This is a genomic window from Clostridium paraputrificum (assembly GCF_900447045.1).
GTDB lineage: Bacteria > Bacillota > Clostridia > Clostridiales > Clostridiaceae > Clostridium > Clostridium paraputrificum.
The window spans coordinates 1,292,821-1,312,326 of the sequence record NZ_UAWH01000014.1 but is presented as its reverse complement, the minus strand read 5'-3'; the positions used below and the strand labels follow the sequence as shown (position 1 = coordinate 1,312,326).

The following is a 19,506-nucleotide window of genomic DNA, read 5'->3' as shown; positions in this document are numbered from 1 at the left end:
TTATTAAAGGTAAGATATGTATTTTTTAGCTTAAAAAGGTGCTATAAGATATAATCTTATAGCACCTAAATAAAACATATTTTTTAATTTAAAGCATCTATTCTTCCTTTTACAGCTTCTAACATTTCAACATACTTTTCTCTTTTAGCTTTTTCTCCATCTACAACTGCTTGTGGAGCCTTAGCTACAAACCCTTGGTTATTAAGCTTCTTGTCAATTCTTTCAATTTCACCTTCAAGCTTCTTAACTTCTTTATTTAATCTTTCAAGTTCCTTTTCTTTATCTACTAAATCAAGAAGTGGCATAAATAATTCTCCACCCTTAACAACAACAGATACAGCATTTGCTGGAACTTCTGACTTATCAGCTATAAATTCAACTTCTGAAGCTGATGCAAGCTTTTCAATATAAGCTGTTCCTGCCATAAATGCATTTTTAGCTTCTTCTCCAATATAGCAAATAACCTTTGCTTTTCTTGAAGGTGGAACATTCATTTCAGCTCTTACATTTCTTAAAGCCTTAACACCTTCTATTACATATCCCATTTCAGTTTCAGCATCAGCATTACTTAGCTCTTCTGAATATTCTGGCCATACTGAAGTTGTTATAGTTTCTTCATCTGTTAAATGAGTATAAATTTCTTCTGTGATAAATGGCATTACTGGGTGTAATAATTTTAATCCTGTAACAAGAACAGTATTTAATACGTTATAATTTACTCCCTTAGCCTTTTCATCATCTCCGTAGAATACAGGCTTAACAAGTTCTATATACCAGTCGCAGAATTCTGTCCACATGAAGTCATATACCTTTTGTAATGCAATACCAAGTTCAAACTTATCCATGTTTTCAGTAACTTCTTTAACTAATGTGTTCATCTTAGATAATATCCACTTGTCAGCTAATGAATATTCCTTACAATCTGCATACTTATTCATAACTTCCTTATCAAGATTCATCATAACAAATCTAGATGCATTCCAAATCTTATTAGCAAAGTTTCTTGCAGATTCAACTCTTTCTGGATAGTATCTTATGTCATTTCCTGGAGCATTACCAGTAACTAGCATGAATCTTAAAGCATCTGCACCATAAGTGTCTATTACTTCAAGTGGGTCAACACCGTTACCTAGTGACTTACTCATCTTTCTTCCTTCTGAATCTCTTATAATACCGTGAATTAGTACAGTATCAAATGGAGTTTCCTTCATGTTGTGAAGGCCTGAGAATATCATTCTAGCAACCCAGAAGAATATGATATCATATCCAGTAACTAATGTACTTGTTGGGTAGAAGTATTCTAGATCTTCTGTCTTTTCTGGCCATCCTAAAGTTGAGAAAGGCCAAAGTGCTGATGAGAACCATGTATCTAAAACATCATTTTCTTGAGTTAAGTTTTCTGATCCACACTTAGAACACTTACATGGAGCAACTTCTGCAACGTTTATTTCTCCACAGTCTCCACAGTACCATACTGGTATTCTGTGTCCCCACCATAATTGTCTTGAAATACACCAATCTTGAATATTTTCCATCCAGTTGAAGTAAGTCTTTTCAAATCTTTCTGGTACAAACTTAGTCTTCTTTTCTCTAACCACATCTATAGCAGGCTTAGCTAAAGATTCCATCTTTACATACCATTGATTTGATATCATTGGTTCAACTGTAGTTCCACATCTATCATGAATTCCTACATTATGAGTGTGAGGTTTAACTTTTACAAGTAATCCTTGCTCTTCTAGGTCCTTAACCATAGCTTTTCTAGCTTCATATCTATCCATGCCTTGGTACTTTCCACCTAGTTCATTTATAATTCCCTTATCATCCATAACCTTAATTTGTGGAAGATCATGTCTTAAACCAACTTGATAGTCATTAGGGTCATGAGCAGGAGTTATTTTAACTGCACCAGTACCAAATTCCATATCAACATAATCATCTGCTATTATAGGAATTTCTCTATTTGTTAAAGGTAGGATTAACATCTTACCTACTAAATCCTTAAATCTTTCATCATTAGGATTAACTGCAACAGCTGTATCTCCTAGTAATGTTTCAGGTCTAGTTGTAGCTATTTCAAGTGAACCTGATCCATCAGCTAGTGGATAGTTAATGTGCCAGAAGAATCCATCTTGTTCTTCATATTCAATTTCTGCATCAGACAATGCAGTTTGACACTTAGGACACCAGTTAGTTATTCTGTTTCCTCTATAGATTAACCCTTCGTTATATAATTTAACGAAAACATGTTTTACAGCCTTATCTAGGTGTTCATCCATAGTAAATGCTTCTCTTGTAAAGTCAGCAGAAACACCCATTTTCTTTAATTGTTGTCTTATCTTTTCTCTATATTCTTCAGTCCACTTCCATACTTCTTCAAGGAAAGCTTCTCTTCCCATTTCCTTCTTATCTAAACCTTGCTTTGCAAGTTCATTAGCAACCTTAACTTCTGTTGCAATTGAGGCATGGTCTTCACCTGGTAACCATAAAGTACAGTAACCTTGCATTCTCTTAAATCTTATAAGCATATCTTGAAGTGTATTATCAAGTGCATGCCCTAAATGCAACTTACCAGTTATATTTGGTGGCGGCATTACTATTGAATAAGGCTTTTTACTCTTGTCTATTACAGGTGTAAAATACTTATTTTCTTCCCAAGTCTTATAAATTCTATCTTCAAACTCTTTAGGATTATAAGTTGTAGATAATTCTTTGTTTTCTAACATATTAATTCCTCCTTTAAGTTAATTGCTTTCTTTATTTTATAAAATAAAAAAGAGCCTTCAATCCAAAAAAGGACGAAGACTCGCGGTACCACCTTTATTCCCACTTTCATGGGCTCTTAATTAAATAACGATTTAGAAAAACCGTCTTTAGCTACTTAAATTTCACTAAAGAAGCTCAAAAGCTACCTTCAAAACCTTCCATATAAGGGCTTACACCTTACCCCTCTCTCTTTGATACTTTCAGTTTTTACTCCTCTTTATCACTGCCATTAAAATTATTAATTTATTTCATAATATATTATTCCACTTTTTTTGTCAATGTTTACTTTAACTTATACATTTTATATATTTTATATCCTAAAGTTATAATTAAAACTACAACAAATACTATAGCAGACCATACTGCTAGTCCTTTAGCTTGTCCTAATGCTACTTGAATACAACTCCACTCTAAAAATGCAAAAAATAATACCATTTCTGTATTCATATAATTTATTAATTCCCTAGCATTTCTATACTGATTTTCTGCATTTTCTCTTGTTATCTTAACGATATAATTATATCCATTAGGAAATAAAGTAAATATCATCATTAGTCCATAAGTTATGGTACATAATATAGGAAATATCATAAGTGTTCCTTTATTGCCCCAATTATCTACTTCACCTGCTCCATTAAAATGAACTGGAATTTCTTTTGGTAAGCCTCCCCAATTGATAACTAAGTATATAATTGAAAATAAAATTCCTAGTACTCCTATAGCTATAACAACCTTTTCCCATAACTTATATTCAACTTTTATTTCCGGCCTTATTGAATCATAATCCTTCATTTCATCCCCCCTAGACTTATTATATTACTAACTAAAAATAAAGGGGAGTAGATATTTGTTTTTCTTGTTCTAAGTAAAATAAATACCTACTCCTTAATACTAAAATCACTTTATATTTAATGCATTAAATATGGCATTAAATTCTTCTTCATTATTATTTATTAATTCAACTAACTTTTCTTTTGTACTTAAATCTTCACCACTTATTATTCCTCCAGCAAGTCTGTGAAATTCACCAAAAACTTTAGGATTATTCTTTGCAAATTCCTCTATTTCAGGTATATGCCTTTCACTCTTTGTTGCAGTTTTCATCCATTCAAGTAATTTATTAATTCTTTCTTCTTTAGTCATTATATATCTCCCCTTATACTTAAATGTAGATATTACTTAAAGGTTCTTGGAGTAAATTCATCACCTTTAGCTTTAGGCTCTCCAAAAACAGCTCTAGAGCTTTCTGCTTGTGGATCATGATTTATGTGTACTTTATTATTTGTTTTCTTTTTTCCCATAATATCACCTCAAGTATAGGTTGTTCTTTTTAGTAATATTTATTCTACTTAATTATGAATAACTATTTTATTACCTCGCCACTATAAGTCCAAGTAAGCCCATTATCCTCACTTACAAATCTTGCAAACTGACTTCCTGCTGCTCCATAATCTCCATCGCTACCTTGACCAACTAAAAGTTCTCCCTTTCCATCCTTAAAAGCTGGTACTAATGGAGTGTCATAGTATACCTTCAAATCTACAGGAACATCCACTTCAACCCTACTCCAGGTTTTTCCTCCATCTACAGTTCTCTCTAATCCTGCATTAGTAGAAATAAATCCTATTTTATCTGTTGAAAATGATATTCCAGTAGATAAACTAGAGCCTCCTTCATCCTCTAACACCCCAATATAATTCCAATTATGGCCACCATCATTACTTGTAAATATAGATGCTGTTTCCCAACTCATTACCCTATCTCCACATAAAAGTGCATACCCAAATCCATCTTCAGTAAATCCAACAAAGCTTGCTCTTACACCAACAATACCAGCTGGTCCTACCTTAACCTTATCCCATGTTAAGCCTTTATCCTCAGATAATATCATATCTCCTGATGGGGATATAAATGCTGTCTTCTCTGGTGTTATATAATAGCTTCCCTTTGGTAACTCAGGCATATAACTTCCCTCTGGCAATTGTGGGTTCCTTCCATTATCTACTATATCTCCTACAAAACCACTATATGTTAGAGATGTATCAACCCACTGTTCTCCTAAATCGTAGGTAACATATATTTTGTCATTTTCTATCTTATAACTACACTTATTAGCTTCAGCTACTACTTCCATCAAATTTGTATTGTTATCTAATTGAAGCTCTTTAATTACCTCTTTAGTATCTTTTATATCTATTAATTTATATTTATTTCCATCAATTTTTCTAATTATAAAAGTCCAATTACAATGTATAAGGCCATCATCTCCATAAATCCCCCAGTTTACTAAATCTCCTATATCCCTAGGATTTTTAGGTTCTACTTCAAAAATAGTTGCTACTGCAAAAACCTCATTATCTCCTGCAATAAGCTGACTATTTTTATATTTATAACTAGCTATATTTATATTTTCCTCTTCATAACTTGCATTATTTACATATTTATTTAAATACTCTTCTAACATTGGAACAGCTATATACCTCATTCTTGATGTATCACTATATTCTATAACTGGATATTTTTCTTCATCATTATATTTCCTATTTTTAAAAATATATATAGAAGAAAATATGCAAAATAACAATAAGGCTATAGAAGTACATATTAATATTTTTTCTGTTTTTTCTTTCATTATATTCTCCCCCTATTCACCTAGATTTGCCCCAACTTCAACTAATTCATAAGTTGCTGGCTTATTAGTCTTTTTTATATGATATCTAGTTTTGAATAAAGGTCTACTCTTATCTTTATCCCTATCCTTTAATAAAACTGAATTTTCATCTAATCCATTTGAAGCATAGGTTAGCTCAATAATAAAGTCATTAACATCACCCTTTATCACCTTATGTCTTTCTACACCACCTAACTTTGCATATTCACTCAATTCATTATTAGATTTTGATAAATTAATATGATATCTTTCGCTCATATATACTGCTAATGTAGTGCAGTCATTTGAAGTACTTTCAATAGTTGTTTCGATAAATGGTGGAGTAAATTCTATCACTTCAATACCATTAATACTATCTTCTAAATTATTGTTTTCATCCATATTTGTAGATATAATTTCCATGTCTTTTAATGAGTATTTAAAAATCTTTTGCTTATTTATTGCTTTAATTAAATTGTATCCTAATATTAAGGAGACACATGCTATTAACCCAGTTATTACAATAATATATTTCTTTTTTCTCACTTCTTATTACCTCTCATAATTTTAAATTTATAAACAAAAAAGAGGCTCATATATATGAACCTCCTCTATTCTAGTATAATGGATGTTTGTCACAAAGAGCTTCAACCTTTTCTCTTAAAGTAGACAGATCTCCCTCTCTATTTTGTATTGCCTCATCAATTATTTCAGCAATAACTTTCATATCTTCTTCTTCAAAGCCTCTAGTAGTAACTGCTGCAGTACCAATTCTAATACCTGATGTTACAAATGGGCTTCTAGTTTCATTTGGCACTGTATTTTTATTAACAGTAACTCCAATTGTATCTAAAAGATTTTCAACTTCTTTTCCTGTTACATCCTTATTGTTTAAATCAACAAGGATTAGGTGGTTGTCAGTTCCATCAGAAACTAATTTAAATCCTCTATTTACAAGTTCTTCCCCTAAAACTCTACAGTTATTTACTACTTTTGTCATATATTTCTTAAAGCTAGGATCTAAAGCTTCCTTAAAGCATACTGCTTTACCAGCAATAACATGCATTAAAGGTCCACCTTGCATTCCTGGGAATATATTTTTATCTAAATCCTTAGAATACTTTTCTTTGCAAAGGATTAATCCGCCCCTTGGTCCTCTTAAAGTTTTATGAGTTGTAGATGTTACAAAGTCAGCATATGGTACTGGTGATGGATGTAACCCTGCAGCAACTAACCCTGCAATATGAGCCATATCAACCATGAAATATGCACCAACTTCATCTGCAATTTCTCTAAACTTTTTAAAATCAATTATTCTTGCATAAGCACTCGCACCAGCTACAATTAGTTTTGGCTTACATTCTAATGCAATTTTCCTTACTTCATCATAATTAATTCTTTCAGTTTCCTTATCAACGCCATATGATACGAAGTTAAATAATCTTCCTGAAAAATTAACTGGTGATCCATGAGTTAAATGTCCACCATGACTTAAGTCCATCCCTAAAACAGTGTCCCCAGGTTTTAAAATTGTGAAATATACAGCCATATTAGCTTGTGAACCTGCATGAGGTTGAACATTTGCATGCTCAGCTCCAAAAAGTTCCTTAGCTCTATTTCTAGCTATATCTTCAATTTCATCAACAACGTAGCAGCCCCCATAATATCTCTTTCCTGGATATCCTTCTGCGTACTTATTTGTTAAGTATGATCCCATTGCTTCCATAACAGCTTCACTAGCAAAGTTTTCAGATGCAATAAGTTCTATACCTTTTTGTTGTCTGTTTAACTCTTTTTCCATAAGAGCATAAACTTCTTCATCTACCTTTTTTACATTATCAAAATTCATTTTTCCACCCCAATCTAGTTTTTAATAAATTATAGTCTTTATTATACCAATTATCAACCAAAATTTATATAATATTTTCTTCTTATATGCTATAATACTTAAGTAATTTTTACTTTAGGAGTGATATATATGGATATGAACAAGCTCCTACATGTTTCTACATATGCTGGTAGAATAATGCTTGAAAGCGGTGCTGAAACATATAGAGTTGAAGAAACAATATGTAGAATATGCTATTCCTTTGGTGTTGATGAAGCTGATAGTTTTGTAACTCCTACTGGAATAATGGTTTCAATTTGCCATGACAATAAAACATATTCTTTAATAAATAGAGTTAAATCAAGAAGCGTAGACTTAAATAAAATAGATAAAATTAATGAACTTTCAAGAACTTTACAAAGTGAACCTATGGATTTAAGCCATATTTTAAAGCTACTAAAAGAAATAGATAATGGCGAAAGATATTCTATTCCTCTTACATTAGCTTTTTCTGCACTTGCAGCAGGTACATTCTCCATACTTTTTGGAGGAGGCTTTAATGACCTTTTAGCTGCTACTTTTATAGGTTTAATAATAAAAATAGTTACTATAAAGTTCCAAAAACTATCTATAAATGAATTCTTTATTAACTGTATTGGAGGGGCTACTGCAGCTTCACTTACATTACTTTTAGTTATATTAGGATTTAAAATTAATATAGATAAAACTATAATTGGTGCTATAATGCTTCTTGTGCCTGGACTTGCAATTACAAATGCAATTAGAGATACTATAGCCGGTGATTTTTTAGCAGGGTTAACTAAAGCTGCTGAAGCTTTTCTTATAGCTATATCAATTGCTGTCGGATCAGGTGCAATATTAAGTTTCTGGATTAATACTTTAGGAGGTAATATATAATGACAATGGTTTTTGTTCAAACTATGGCATCCTTTATTGCTTCCTGTGGTTTTGGAATTATATTCAATATAAAGGGAAAAAAGTTGTTTTTTGCAGCTATTGGTGGTGGTCTTAGCTGGTTTGTATATGCATTAGGTCTTCATTTAAGCCTTTCTACTATTAGCTCTTTATTTATTTCATCTATATGCTTTAGCGTATATTCAGAAATATTTGCTAGAGTACTAAAAACTCCAGTTACTACCCTAGTAATATGTTGTCTTATTCCACTAGTTCCTGGAGCAGGAATGTATTACACAATGTATGAAGCAATTACCGGAAATGTAACAGGTTCTTTAGAACTTGGATTAAATACACTAGCCTCTTCAGGCACTCTAGTTCTTGGTATTATTTTTGTTTCTACAATTACAAGGTTAATAAATAGAAGGAAGAGTAAAAAAAATTTATTAAATGAAAATAACTAATAGAAGAGAAATTTTATAAAATTTCTCTTCTTTTTTTAACGTCTAGGAAATACATATTTATTTTTCTGTGACTTGGAGCTTGCGACGGAACGAGAAAAATAAATATCTACCTCCATTTTTTCAATTGATAAATGCTATCACTTCCTACTTCTGTAACACTCCTTATATTTATTAATATTATATAAAGAGAAAATTTTCTTTACTTATTCAATTGAGAACTAGGAGATGAATTTATGAAAGATGAAAGGTTAGACATTGGGGTACGTGTAAGTAAAAATACTATTATAGGAAACTTTATCTTAGCATTTATAAAAATACTAATAGGCTTTATAGCTAGAAGTACTGCTATGCTTGCAGATGGAATGCACTCTCTTTCTGATGTGATAACGACAATAGGCGTTATTATTGGTTTAAAGCTATCTCATAAGGAAGCTGATAAGTCTCATCCTTATGGTCATGAAAAAATAGAAAGTATAACTTCATTATTTCTCGCTATTGTTCTTTTTCTTGTAGCAATTAGCATAGGATATTCTGGAATAATCAAAATAATTAACCATAGCTATGTTACTCCTGGCTTTTCAGCTATAATTGCAGCTATTATTTCAATCATTGTAAAGGAATTAATGTATTGGTATACAATAAAATATGCTAACCAAATTAATAGCCCTTCTTTAAAGGCTGATGCATGGCATCATAGATCTGATGCATTATCATCAGCTGGTGCTTTAATAGGTATAGCTGGTGCTAGAATGGGTTATACTTTTCTAGATCCTCTTGTTGCAATAATAATAGCCTTAGTAATAATTAAAGTTGCTTTTGATATTAGTAAACAAAGTATTGCACAATTAATAGACGAAGCTGCATCTGAAGAAGATATCCAAGTTATAATTGATAGAATCAACTCAATAGATGGAATTTATGAAATAAAGAATTTAAAAACCAGAAAGCATAGCAATAGGCTTTACGTTGATGTTGATATATCTGTGGATGCTACATTAACTGTGGAAGAAGGACATAAAATAGCATTATATGTCCATAATTTAATAGAAGAAGATTCAAGAATAAAGCATTGTATGGTTCATGTAAATCCTTACTATAAAAGTAATTAATGAGGTGTAAATTGAAAATAATCAATTATATATCAAAAAAGTTTTATAGAGCTTCTCCAAATTATACTGAAGAAATATTAGACTATATTAATTCAAAAAATTACTCAAGCTTAACTTCCTATTTAATTTGGGTAGATACAAAGAATTTTAAAACAAATATTTTTAAAGGCAAAACCAATAACTGGACACTAGTACACAGTTATTTATGTACAATAGGCAAAGCCTCTACTCCAACACCTAAAGGAACATATACAGTTGGCATTAAAGGATTATATTTTGGAGTGGAAAAAGGCTATAAATGCTGGTACTATACTCAATTTAAAGGAAACTATCTATTTCATTCAATAATTTATAATTTAGATGGCTCAATAAGAGATGGAAGATTAGGAATGGCTCTTTCAGATGGATGTGTAAGACTTACAAAAGTAAACGCTAAATGGATATATGACAACATTCCAGAAAAAACAAAGGTTATAATAAGCTAAAAAGTTGTACTGTAGCGAATTAAAAATATTCCCTACAGTACAACTTTTTATATAACATCCAATTCTACTTGTCCATAAAAGTTAGTAAACTTAATACTTGCATTTATTCTAGTTTTTACATCAGCAGTATATTCAAACTCTTCACTTTTTCTATCATTAAGAATTAAATTTCCACTCTTATCCTTAATAGTTACAAGAACCTCTCCTTTTTCCCCTTCTACATTAAGTAATACTTTAACCTTTTTATTTGCCTCAATCATAAAGACTTTGCTTTTTTCTCCAGTTAGATTTCTACATTCCTTAAAAGATATTGATCCCTTATTTTCCTTCTTAACAGCAACACCTCTTAATGCTGTACTACCTCCCATACCTACGGCTGTTTTATATGCTACTAAGCCTATTACAAATAAACCCGCTGCTAACATAAGTAGAGCTATTATTGTACCCATATATTCATCCCCTCTTTACTTTTTTATTATTTAATGTATAATTAATCTTAGTTAATATTTATTGTTTTTAAGGAGTTAAGCAAATGAAAAAATTATTTAATTTATCATTTATCTATCTTGGACTTGGACTAATCCTTGGTGTTTTCCACAGAGAATTTACTAAGTTCAATAATTTTTCTGGTGAAACAGTTCTTGGAACTGCACACACACATACTTTAGTATTAGGATTTTTATTTTTCCTAATAATATTATTACTTGATAAAAACTTTGATGTTTCATCTTACAAACACTTTAACAAATGGTTAATATCATACAATATAGGATTAATATCCTTAATTGGAACAATAGTATTCCGTGGAGTACTTGAAGTACTTTCTAAGGATTTTGCTGGCCTTCCTCATATGGCAGGTTTAGGACATGCTATATTAGGTGCTTCACTAATTTGGTTTATGATTATACTTAACAAAAAAATCAAAAAATAAATCTTTTTATTTTAGTATATCAAATTTTTATATAGTAAAGAAGAGAGCTACAGATAATATAATCTATAGCTCTCTTCTTTTAGTTTCTCATTATTATATAAGCTAAATATGCTACATATATTCCAACAAGGATTATTCCTTCTAATCTACCAAGCCTTTTATCTTCCTTTTTATTAAAGAATATTAAAGCACCAATAAATAATGTTACTGCAATTAAAATTATGAAGTCTATTAGCATTACCCCTAAAACTGTAATAGGACTAATGGTTGCTGAAGCTCCAAGTATAAGTACTAAATTAAATATATTAGAACCTAGAACATTCCCTAATGCAATATCATTTTCACCCTTTAAAGCTGCAACAATTGATGTTACTAATTCTGGTAAGGAAGTTCCAACAGCCACTATAGTTAGTCCAACTAACTTTTCACTCATTCCTAGAGCATAAGCAATATTTGTAGCTGAATCTACAACTAAATTTCCTCCAAAGACTATTCCTACAACACCTATTAATGATAATAGTATATTCTTTGACATTTTTATTTCAGATGTATTCTCTTCATCTTTAACACTATCTTTTTTAGCAGCCTTAACTAATATAAACATATAAGCAATACATACTACTAATAAGATAATACCACTTATACGTGAAAGCATATTCTCACTCTTAGGTACTAATCCAAAAATAAGAAAACAAGTTAAAATAGTTACTAATAATGTAGTTATGTAATCTCTTTTTATAGTAGATTTTTTTATTATAAGTGGTGCTACTATAGCTGTTCCACCTAAAACTACTAGTGTATTAAACAAATTAGATCCTAAAACATTTCCTACTGCAATTCCATTGTTTCCATTAAAAGAAGAAATCAAACTTACTGCAAGCTCAGGTGCACTTGTTCCTAATGATACAATTGTTAACCCAACTATTACAGAAGGGATTCCTATTTTTTTAGCTATTGAAGAAGCCCCGTCAACAAATATATCTGCCCCCTTAATTAACAAAAAGAATCCTATAATTAAAATAATGAAGTCCATGAGTTAATTCCTCTACTTTCTTTTGCGAATTTCCTTATAAATTTTATACTAAATCACTCTTATCCTCAAGAAGTTTTTTACTTCTATTTATAATAACCAAAATCAATATATTACATACTGCTTCTGCCCCTATAACAAATATAGCAATTGTCCTTATTACTCCTGCAAAATCTATGTTATATAAAAGAGAGGTCATAATGTGCTCTATGGCAAATAGCGTTAAATAACACACCATAGTAAATCTAATATGCCTTAAAATCGCATTGTCTCCCCTTTCTGCCACCATTGCATAAACCCCTTTTAACAAGTAAAAAACCACATAAATCCAAAGTACAGTAGATACAATATTAAGACTTTCTTTTGCAATAAAAAAATAAATACTATCTTCCATAATTACAGCATCAGAAAGATTCAGTATAAGGTGCGGAAAGATAAATATTAATAATTTTATAATTGATATCCCAGTAAGAATTTTCAAAGGCTTTATTGTTTTTTGAAATAATTTCTCTTTTGGTGATAACATAACACATCCTTCAAGCATTAAAATATATCCTATAAAATCAGGTAATCAATTTATAAATATAACTATATCAAGGAAAACAAATATTAACCCAATAAATATCTTTTTAAATCCATCACTTGTCATTATTTTATCCCCCTTAATTTTTTCAAGTCTTCAACTTGTTTTTTAGTAAACTCTTTATTGGTAGTATCCATAACAGCTATGTTTATTTTTTCTTCTTTACCTTCTTTATTTTTTGCTATAAATGTTACGCTTCCATTAATCATATAATAGTGAGGGAAAATATTATCAACTTCTACTTGAACTTGCAGTATCTCACCCTTTTTCAATTTAATAGGAAAGCTTTTGCTATCTATTTTCTCATTATTAATTTGGATCAAACCATTTTCTAAATATAACTTAAATAACTCATCATCTATTCCTGTAATTTCAATATCATCTTCTACAATAAAACTAGAGTAATTGTAATAGCTATCGTAAAGTGAATCACTCACACTAATAATATTGTTATCTAATAAAGTTAAATCTTTATTTTTAAACTTAATTTCACCAAATTCTATGGCACCTTCTTTTCCTTTAGCTGTAGTATAATTTAACTTTGTTACTTTGGTACCACCAAATAATTTCTTTGTATATTCATCAGAGAATTCCCTTATTGGAATATAAAAATAATTCACTTTATACTTACAACCTATCTCATGATTTAATTCATTATGAAAAAGACCAGTTGAACTTCCAGGATAACTGTACATATTAAGAATATCAAATTCTTCCTCTCCTAATTCAGGAAATACAACTCTTTCTATCTTATCTTCTTCATCACTTGTAAAATAAGAAATAAGAGCTAATTCATTATCTCCATAGCTATAACAAAACAAAGGTTCATTGATACGAGTATTCATAAAATAAATCATATTTACTCCCCATGAAAAAATAATTAAAGCTATTACTCCCAAAAGCATTTTTTTATTAACTTTCATTATTATCATCCCTAGTATAATTTTAACTTGCCCAACTTATTTTTGCTATATATTTATATATTTATATATTTATATATTTATAACAATATTTAAATATTTCTTTAAATCATAAAAAAGGTGGAGTGGATATTTATTTTTCGCGTTCCGTCGCAAGCTAGAAGTCACAGAAAAATATATCTATTCCCCCACATACTAAAGGTAACTTTCCTAGACAGTAAAAGAGAAGCTCTATTAGAACTTCTCTTTTATATCTTGGATTATATTATTTCATAAATGTATTCATTGTTTTAATTAACTCTTGTAATTTTTCTTTATCCTCAGAGTTTTCATCAAGGGATAAACAATTCATTGCATAGTTTTCTAGCATTAATGCGCCCACTTTATTAATAGCTGATCTAATAGCAGAAATTTGTATAAGAACATCCTTACAGCATACATTCTTATCCACCATTCCTTGGATTCCTTTTACTTGACCTTCTATTCTTTTTAATCTATTTAAAATATCCTTATTTAATTTATCTTTGTCGTTACTCATTATTATTCCTCCTTATACCCTATATCGGTATATTTATAGTTTATCCTAAAAATAAAAAATGATAAATACCTAACTATATATTTTATCCCTTAGAAAACTCATCATTACCTTTACAATTGAAATCTTTTTTCCAAGCTTCATCGGCATATGGCTTAAATTCACTTGCTAAAGTATCTAACTTTTCTTTAAAATATTTATCATTTAGCATAGCATTTGCACTGGCATCTGTGGTATATGCATTAACCTTAGCTGCAATTTCTCTTATTACATTAGGGTTATCTATCATCATGCATGGCATTAACATATTTTTATTATAGGGTTGCCTATTTCTTAATTCCTTAAACATATTGCATCTAAATACATCTATAAGCTTTTTATCCTTTATGTTATCTGTAGCAATATGAGCAAATATACATGGTTCTACATCACCACTAGAATTTATATGACAATAGTACTTTCCTGCTATACATCCTCCTACATAAGGAGCATCATTAAAGAAATCTATTGTAAAGTAAGGCTTTGTAGTTCTTATTTTTCTAGTTCTTCTACCAAGGTCTATTCTTTGACTTGGAGTTAGCATATCCTTTACATTAGGCTTGTCTCCAACAGGCATATAAATAAAATACCAACTCATTAAGGATCCTTTCTTTATAAGCATATCAATGAACTCTTCAGAACTTACCTTATCTATATTATGAGTTGATGTAGCTGAAGAAACGCCAAAAGGTATTCCCCTATCCCTTAATAAATCCATACCTTCCATTACTTTTTTAAATATTCCTTTTCCCCTTCTACTATCAGTTTCCTCTTCAAAACCTTCTAAAGAAAACATAGGCATTACATTTCCAAGCTTACATAATTTATCAGCTACCTCATCATTAAATAAGGTTCCATTTGTAAACGGAGTAAAGTAAACATCATTATATTTCTCATATATTTTATACATATAATCTACAAAAAAAGGTTCTCCCCCTAATATAATCATATAATGTATCCCTAACTCTCTAGCTTCTCCAACTATTCTATCCACCTCTTCATATGAAAGTCCTGAATCTTTAGGATAATCTGCTGCATAGCACCCAGTACATCTAAGATTACATCTCATTGATGGACTTAATAATAGTACAAAAGGAATCTTTGTATCTTCACTTTCCATCCACTTTCCTCTTTTAGGTACTCCACTCCATATAGCATTAGCCAAAAAATTCTTAAAAAACTTTTGTAAACAGTTTGAATTTGTGGTGGAAAGTATATGATTTATCTCTTCCTTTATAGAAGGTACTTCATTATAGTATTTCTCTATACTCTCTATAGCATCTTTACTTTCTGTATTTCTTGATAATGCCTTAATAACACTAAATAACTTGTCTACATTCTTTTCTGGATTCTTTTCTAGGATTCTACAAACCTGAGAAATAATCACCTCCCTACTTTCCTTTCCGATGGTTTCAATTATGTTCATAGCATTACCTCCTTATAATCTTACAATGACTATTAGTCATTATAAAATTATATTCATTTTCCAAAGAATGAATACCTAAAAATATAAAAAGTAAGCTTAAAATATAATTTCTAAGCTTACTTTAAAATCTTTAATATATATTTATTTATACTTTTCTTTATTTTAACAACTATGTCTATAACCTTTTTCTCTTTAGATACTACTTTAAATCATTTAACGCTTTAAACACTCTTTGTGAAGCTTCCTCTATATCTTCTCTATCTCCAAAGCAACTAAATCTGAAGCGTCCTTCACCATTTTCACCAAAGCCTTCTCCTGGAGTTCCAACAACATTTGCTTCTGTTAATAGAAAATCAAAAAACTCCCAAGATGACATTTTGTTTGGACATTCAATCCATATATATGGTGAATTTACTCCTCCAGTATAAGAAATTCCAAGTTCATCAAAGACTTTAGATATTATCTTAGCATTTTCTTTATAATAATCTATTACTTCCTTTACCTTCTCTCTTCCCTCTTTAGAGAATACTCCTGAAGCAGCCTTTTGAACAACATAAGATACCCCATTAAATTTAGTTGTTTGTCTTCTAAGCCACAACTTGTTTAACTTAACTCCTTCACATTCTAATTCTAAAGGAACTATTGTATAACCGCATCTCATTCCTTTAAAGCCAGCTGTTTTAGAAAGGGAACATACTTCAATTGCACATTCTTTTGCCCCTTCTATTTCATATATACTTCTTGGAATTTCTGGGCTAGATATAAAAGCTTCGTATGCTGCATCGAAAAGGATTATTGCTCCAATTTCCTTTGCATATTGAACCCACTTTTCTAATTGTTCCCTATTGTATGCTGCACCTGTAGGATTATTAGGCGAACATAAATATATTATATCTCCTTTAACATTGAAATCTGGTAATGGAAGATAATTATTTTCTGCATTACAGTTCATATATTCTATTTTTCTTCCATCCATAATATTAGTATCTACATATACAGGATACACTGGATCTGGTATTAAAACTATATTATCCTTTGAGAAAATATCTAATAAATTTCCCAAATCACTTTTAGCTCCATCACTTATAAATATTGATTTTTCATCTAGCTGAACACCAAATTCACTATAATATCCCCTAATACCTTCTCTTAGGAAATCATACCCTTGTTCAGGACCATACCCTTTAAAGGAATCTTTTTTTGCCATTTCTTCAACACCAGTTTTTAATGAATTAATTACTGGCTCTGATAATGGTAAAACTACATCTCCTATTCCAAGAGATATAACTCTTTTATCAGGATTCTTTTCTTTATAAGCTTTAACCTTTTTAGCTATTGTTGAAAATAAATAGCTATCTTTTAAACTTAAATAGTTACTATTGATCTTTACCATACTCCCCCTCCTTGGATGCTTTTACTAATCCCACAAATAACGGATGTGGTCTATTTGGACGTGATAAAAACTCTGGGTGGTATTGAGCTGCAACAAAGAAGTCATTCTTATCTATTTCTACAACTTCAACTAAACTTCCATCTGGAGAAACACCACTTAATGTCATACCCTTTTCTTCAAACATTGCTCTATACTTATTATTAAACTCAAACCTATGTCTATGTCTTTCTTCTATTCTATCTCTTCCATATAATTCTTTTAATTTACTACCATCTTTTATAGCACAAGGGTATAAGCCCAATCTCATTGTTCCACCCTTATACTCAACACCTAGTTGATTATTCATTAAGTCTACAACTGGGTTCTTACATACTTCATCAAACTCCCTTGAATTAGCATCCTTTAAACCTAAAACATTTCTTGCAAACTCAATTACAGCAGTTTGCATACCTAAGCAAATTCCTAAGAAAGGTAAATTGTTTTCTCTAGCATACCTTATCGCTTCAATTTTCCCCTCTATTCCTCTATTACCAAAACCACCTGGTACAACTATACCACTGCAATTCCTTAGCATTTCTTTAACTGTTTCTCTTGTTACCTCTTCACTATCAATCCATTGTATATCTATGTTTACTCCATTTTCATAACCTGCATGCTTTAAACTTTCTGCTACAGAAATATATGCATCATGAAGTTGTACATACTTCCCTACTATTCCAATTTTAACTTCCTTATCACAGGCTTTAATTTTCTTAACCATAGCTTCCCATTCAGTTAAGTTGGATTTAGTATTTTTAATTCCTAATTCTCTGCATACAATCTCAGAAAATCTATTCTTTTCAAGCATTAATGGTGCTTCATATAATACTGGTACAGTTCTGTTTTCTATTACACAATCCTCTTTTACATTGCAGAACATTGCAATTTTATTTCTTACTGACTCATTTAATTCTATGTCACATCTACACATAATAATGTCTGGTTTTATTCCCAAACCTTGCAACTCTTTTACACTATGTTGTGTTGGTTTAGTCTTTAATTCCTCTGACCCTAATATGTATGGAACTAAAGTAACATGTATAAACAAACAATTTTCACGTCCTACTTCTAATGAAACTTGCCTTATAGCCTCTAGGAATGGAAGTGATTCTATGTCACCTACAGTTCCTCCAATCTCAGTAATAATCACATTTGAATTGGTATTATTTCCCAGTAAATAAACTTGGTTTTTAATCTCATTTGTAATGTGTGGTATTACTTGAACCGTTTCTCCTAAGTATTCCCCTTTTCTTTCTTTATTTAAAACATTCCAATATACCTTACCTGTTGTAATATTAGAATATTTATTTAAGCTTTCATCAATAAACCTTTCATAATGCCCTAAATCTAAATCCGTTTCTGCACCATCATCTGTTACAAAAACCTCACCATGTTGAAAGGGGCTCATTGTTCCAGGATCAATATTAATATATGGGTCAAACTTTTGAGCTGCTACCTTTAATCCTCTACTTTTTAAAAGTCTTCCTAAGGATGCTGCTGTTATACCTTTTCCAAGGCCTGATACAACTCCACCTGTTACAAAAATATACTTTTTACTCATCTTCTATCCTTCCTTCGTACACAAATTCTGCAGGTCCTTCCATATAAACATCTCCCTGTGAAGTATAATTTATAATTAATTCTCCACCTAAAAGCCCAACCTTTATATCACTATCTCTCTTACAATATCCGTTTATAACTGAAGCTACAACAGAAGCACATGCCCCTGTTCCACAAGCAAGGGTTTCACCACTTCCTCTTTCCCAAACTCTCATTTTTATATATTTTTCATTAATAATTTCCACAAATTCTGTATTAATTCTATCTGGAAAAATTTCATTATTCTCAAAATATGGTCCTATTTTTTCTAAATCTAAGTTATGAATATTATCCATAAATACTACACAATGAGGATTTCCCATTGATAGGCATGTAATATTATATTTTTCTTTATTAATAATTAACTCTCTATTTATAACTTCTTCTTCATCTGATATAACCGGAATATTTTTTGCCTCTACAATAGGTTTTCCCATATTTACTTTTACAGATACTACTTTTTCATTTACTACCTTTAAATCTAATACCTTAATTCCTGATAGAGTTTCTAGTTTAATACTTGTTTTTTTAGTTAGCCCCTTCTCATATAAGTATTTACCAACACATCTTGATGCATTGCCACACATCTTTCCTTCTGATCCATCAGCATTAAACATTCTCATTCTAAAATCTGCCTTATCTGATGGCAATATAAGCACAATACCATCTCCACCAGCTCCAAAGTGTCTATCACTTAACTTAATTGATAATTCCCCTGGACTTTTTATTTTCTCTTCAAAGCAATTAAAATATATATAATCATTTCCTATACCATGCATCTTTGTAAATTTCAT

The 19,506-nt window shown here is 30.5% G+C and carries 21 protein-coding genes and 1 other annotated feature; of the genes, 5 read left to right on the top strand and 16 right to left on the bottom strand.

What is annotated here, in order from left to right; genetic code table 11:
* Positions 1-83 precede the first annotated feature (83 nt).
* The 7 genes from DR024_RS11190 to DR024_RS11165 all read right to left on the bottom strand — a co-directional run bounded on the left by DR024_RS11190 (position 84) and on the right by DR024_RS11165 (position 7,265).
* Complete coding sequence (locus DR024_RS11190; protein WP_111918802.1) at positions 84-2,726, bottom strand: valine--tRNA ligase; 2,643 nt, start codon at positions 2,724-2,726, stop codon at positions 84-86.
* A 65-nt stretch (positions 2,727-2,791) separates the two neighbouring features.
* Positions 2,792-2,999: a binding site (T-box leader), on the bottom strand.
* A 49-nt stretch (positions 3,000-3,048) separates the two neighbouring features.
* A complete protein-coding gene (locus DR024_RS11185) occupies positions 3,049-3,558 on the bottom strand; it encodes a DUF1648 domain-containing protein (protein WP_027097881.1) in 510 nt (169 codons plus the stop codon).
* A 105-nt stretch (positions 3,559-3,663) separates the two neighbouring features.
* A complete protein-coding gene (locus DR024_RS11180; protein WP_034866070.1) occupies positions 3,664-3,909 on the bottom strand; it encodes a hypothetical protein in 246 nt (81 codons plus the stop codon).
* Between the two features lie 32 nt (positions 3,910-3,941).
* On the bottom strand, positions 3,942-4,067 hold the full coding sequence (locus DR024_RS18150) for a CPC_1213 family protein (protein WP_271805043.1): 126 nt from the start codon (positions 4,065-4,067) through the stop codon (positions 3,942-3,944).
* A 62-nt stretch (positions 4,068-4,129) separates the two neighbouring features.
* Positions 4,130-5,398, bottom strand: coding sequence for a WD40/YVTN/BNR-like repeat-containing protein (locus DR024_RS11175; protein ID WP_055183819.1), 1,269 nt, complete (start codon positions 5,396-5,398; stop codon positions 4,130-4,132).
* A 12-nt stretch (positions 5,399-5,410) separates the two neighbouring features.
* Positions 5,411-5,962, bottom strand: a complete 552-nt coding sequence (locus DR024_RS11170) for a hypothetical protein (RefSeq protein WP_027097884.1) — start codon at positions 5,960-5,962, stop codon at positions 5,411-5,413.
* A 70-nt stretch (positions 5,963-6,032) separates the two neighbouring features.
* Positions 6,033-7,265: a serine hydroxymethyltransferase gene (locus tag DR024_RS11165; RefSeq protein WP_111918800.1), complete on the bottom strand. Its 1,233-nt coding sequence runs from the start codon at positions 7,263-7,265 to the stop codon at positions 6,033-6,035.
* A 129-nt stretch (positions 7,266-7,394) separates the two neighbouring features.
* On the opposite strand from DR024_RS11165, the gene DR024_RS11160 reads away from it, so the two are divergent.
* The 4 genes from DR024_RS11160 (at position 7,395) to DR024_RS11145 (ending at position 10,217) form a co-directional block, all read left to right on the top strand.
* A complete protein-coding gene (locus DR024_RS11160) occupies positions 7,395-8,162 on the top strand; it encodes a threonine/serine exporter family protein (protein WP_027097886.1) in 768 nt (255 codons plus the stop codon).
* Positions 8,162-8,623, top strand: a complete 462-nt coding sequence (locus tag DR024_RS11155; protein ID WP_027097887.1) for a threonine/serine exporter family protein — start codon at positions 8,162-8,164, stop codon at positions 8,621-8,623. Before DR024_RS11160 ends, DR024_RS11155 begins: the two co-directional genes overlap by 1 nt.
* Before the next feature lie 233 nt (positions 8,624-8,856).
* A complete protein-coding gene (locus DR024_RS11150; RefSeq protein WP_055254222.1) occupies positions 8,857-9,732 on the top strand; it encodes a cation diffusion facilitator family transporter in 876 nt (291 codons plus the stop codon).
* Positions 9,733-9,743: 11 nt separating this feature from the next.
* On the top strand, positions 9,744-10,217 hold the full coding sequence (locus DR024_RS11145) for a L,D-transpeptidase (RefSeq protein ID WP_242859676.1): 474 nt from the start codon (positions 9,744-9,746) through the stop codon (positions 10,215-10,217).
* Between the two features lie 47 nt (positions 10,218-10,264).
* On the opposite strand, the gene DR024_RS11140 is transcribed toward DR024_RS11145, so the two are convergent.
* A complete protein-coding gene (locus tag DR024_RS11140; protein ID WP_027097890.1) occupies positions 10,265-10,666 on the bottom strand; it encodes a hypothetical protein in 402 nt (133 codons plus the stop codon).
* 83 nt (positions 10,667-10,749) lie between these two features.
* Between DR024_RS11140 and DR024_RS11135 the strand changes: the two genes are divergently transcribed.
* Positions 10,750-11,148, top strand: coding sequence for a DUF2871 domain-containing protein (locus DR024_RS11135; protein WP_027097891.1), 399 nt, complete (start codon positions 10,750-10,752; stop codon positions 11,146-11,148).
* A 79-nt stretch (positions 11,149-11,227) separates the two neighbouring features.
* Here DR024_RS11135 and DR024_RS11130 read toward each other — a convergent pair whose 3' ends face one another.
* From DR024_RS11130 to dapF, 8 genes are all read right to left on the bottom strand, one after another.
* Complete coding sequence (locus DR024_RS11130) at positions 11,228-12,181, bottom strand: calcium/sodium antiporter (protein ID WP_055254226.1); 954 nt, start codon at positions 12,179-12,181, stop codon at positions 11,228-11,230.
* A gap of 43 nt (positions 12,182-12,224) precedes the next feature.
* A complete protein-coding gene (locus DR024_RS11125) occupies positions 12,225-12,722 on the bottom strand; it encodes a hypothetical protein (RefSeq protein WP_055254227.1) in 498 nt (165 codons plus the stop codon).
* 104 nt (positions 12,723-12,826) lie between these two features.
* The gene (locus DR024_RS11120; RefSeq protein ID WP_055254229.1) at positions 12,827-13,684 is read right to left on the bottom strand and encodes a hypothetical protein; all 858 of its coding nucleotides are present in this window, start codon (positions 13,682-13,684) and stop codon (positions 12,827-12,829) included.
* 262 nt (positions 13,685-13,946) lie between these two features.
* Entirely contained in the window at positions 13,947-14,219 is a 273-nt protein-coding gene (locus tag DR024_RS11115; protein ID WP_027097895.1) for a metal-sensitive transcriptional regulator, read from the bottom strand.
* An 82-nt stretch (positions 14,220-14,301) separates the two neighbouring features.
* Positions 14,302-15,681: a radical SAM/SPASM domain-containing protein gene (locus DR024_RS11110; protein ID WP_055254231.1), complete on the bottom strand. Its 1,380-nt coding sequence runs from the start codon at positions 15,679-15,681 to the stop codon at positions 14,302-14,304.
* Between the two features lie 199 nt (positions 15,682-15,880).
* Complete coding sequence (locus DR024_RS11105) at positions 15,881-17,074, bottom strand: LL-diaminopimelate aminotransferase (RefSeq protein ID WP_111918798.1); 1,194 nt, start codon at positions 17,072-17,074, stop codon at positions 15,881-15,883.
* Positions 17,058-18,674, bottom strand: coding sequence for a CTP synthase (locus tag DR024_RS11100; protein ID WP_027097898.1), 1,617 nt, complete (start codon positions 18,672-18,674; stop codon positions 17,058-17,060). Before DR024_RS11100 ends, DR024_RS11105 begins: the two co-directional genes overlap by 17 nt.
* Entirely contained in the window at positions 18,667-19,506 is an 840-nt protein-coding gene (gene dapF, locus DR024_RS11095; RefSeq protein ID WP_055254233.1) for a diaminopimelate epimerase, read from the bottom strand. The genes DR024_RS11100 and dapF overlap by 8 nt, the downstream gene beginning before the upstream one ends.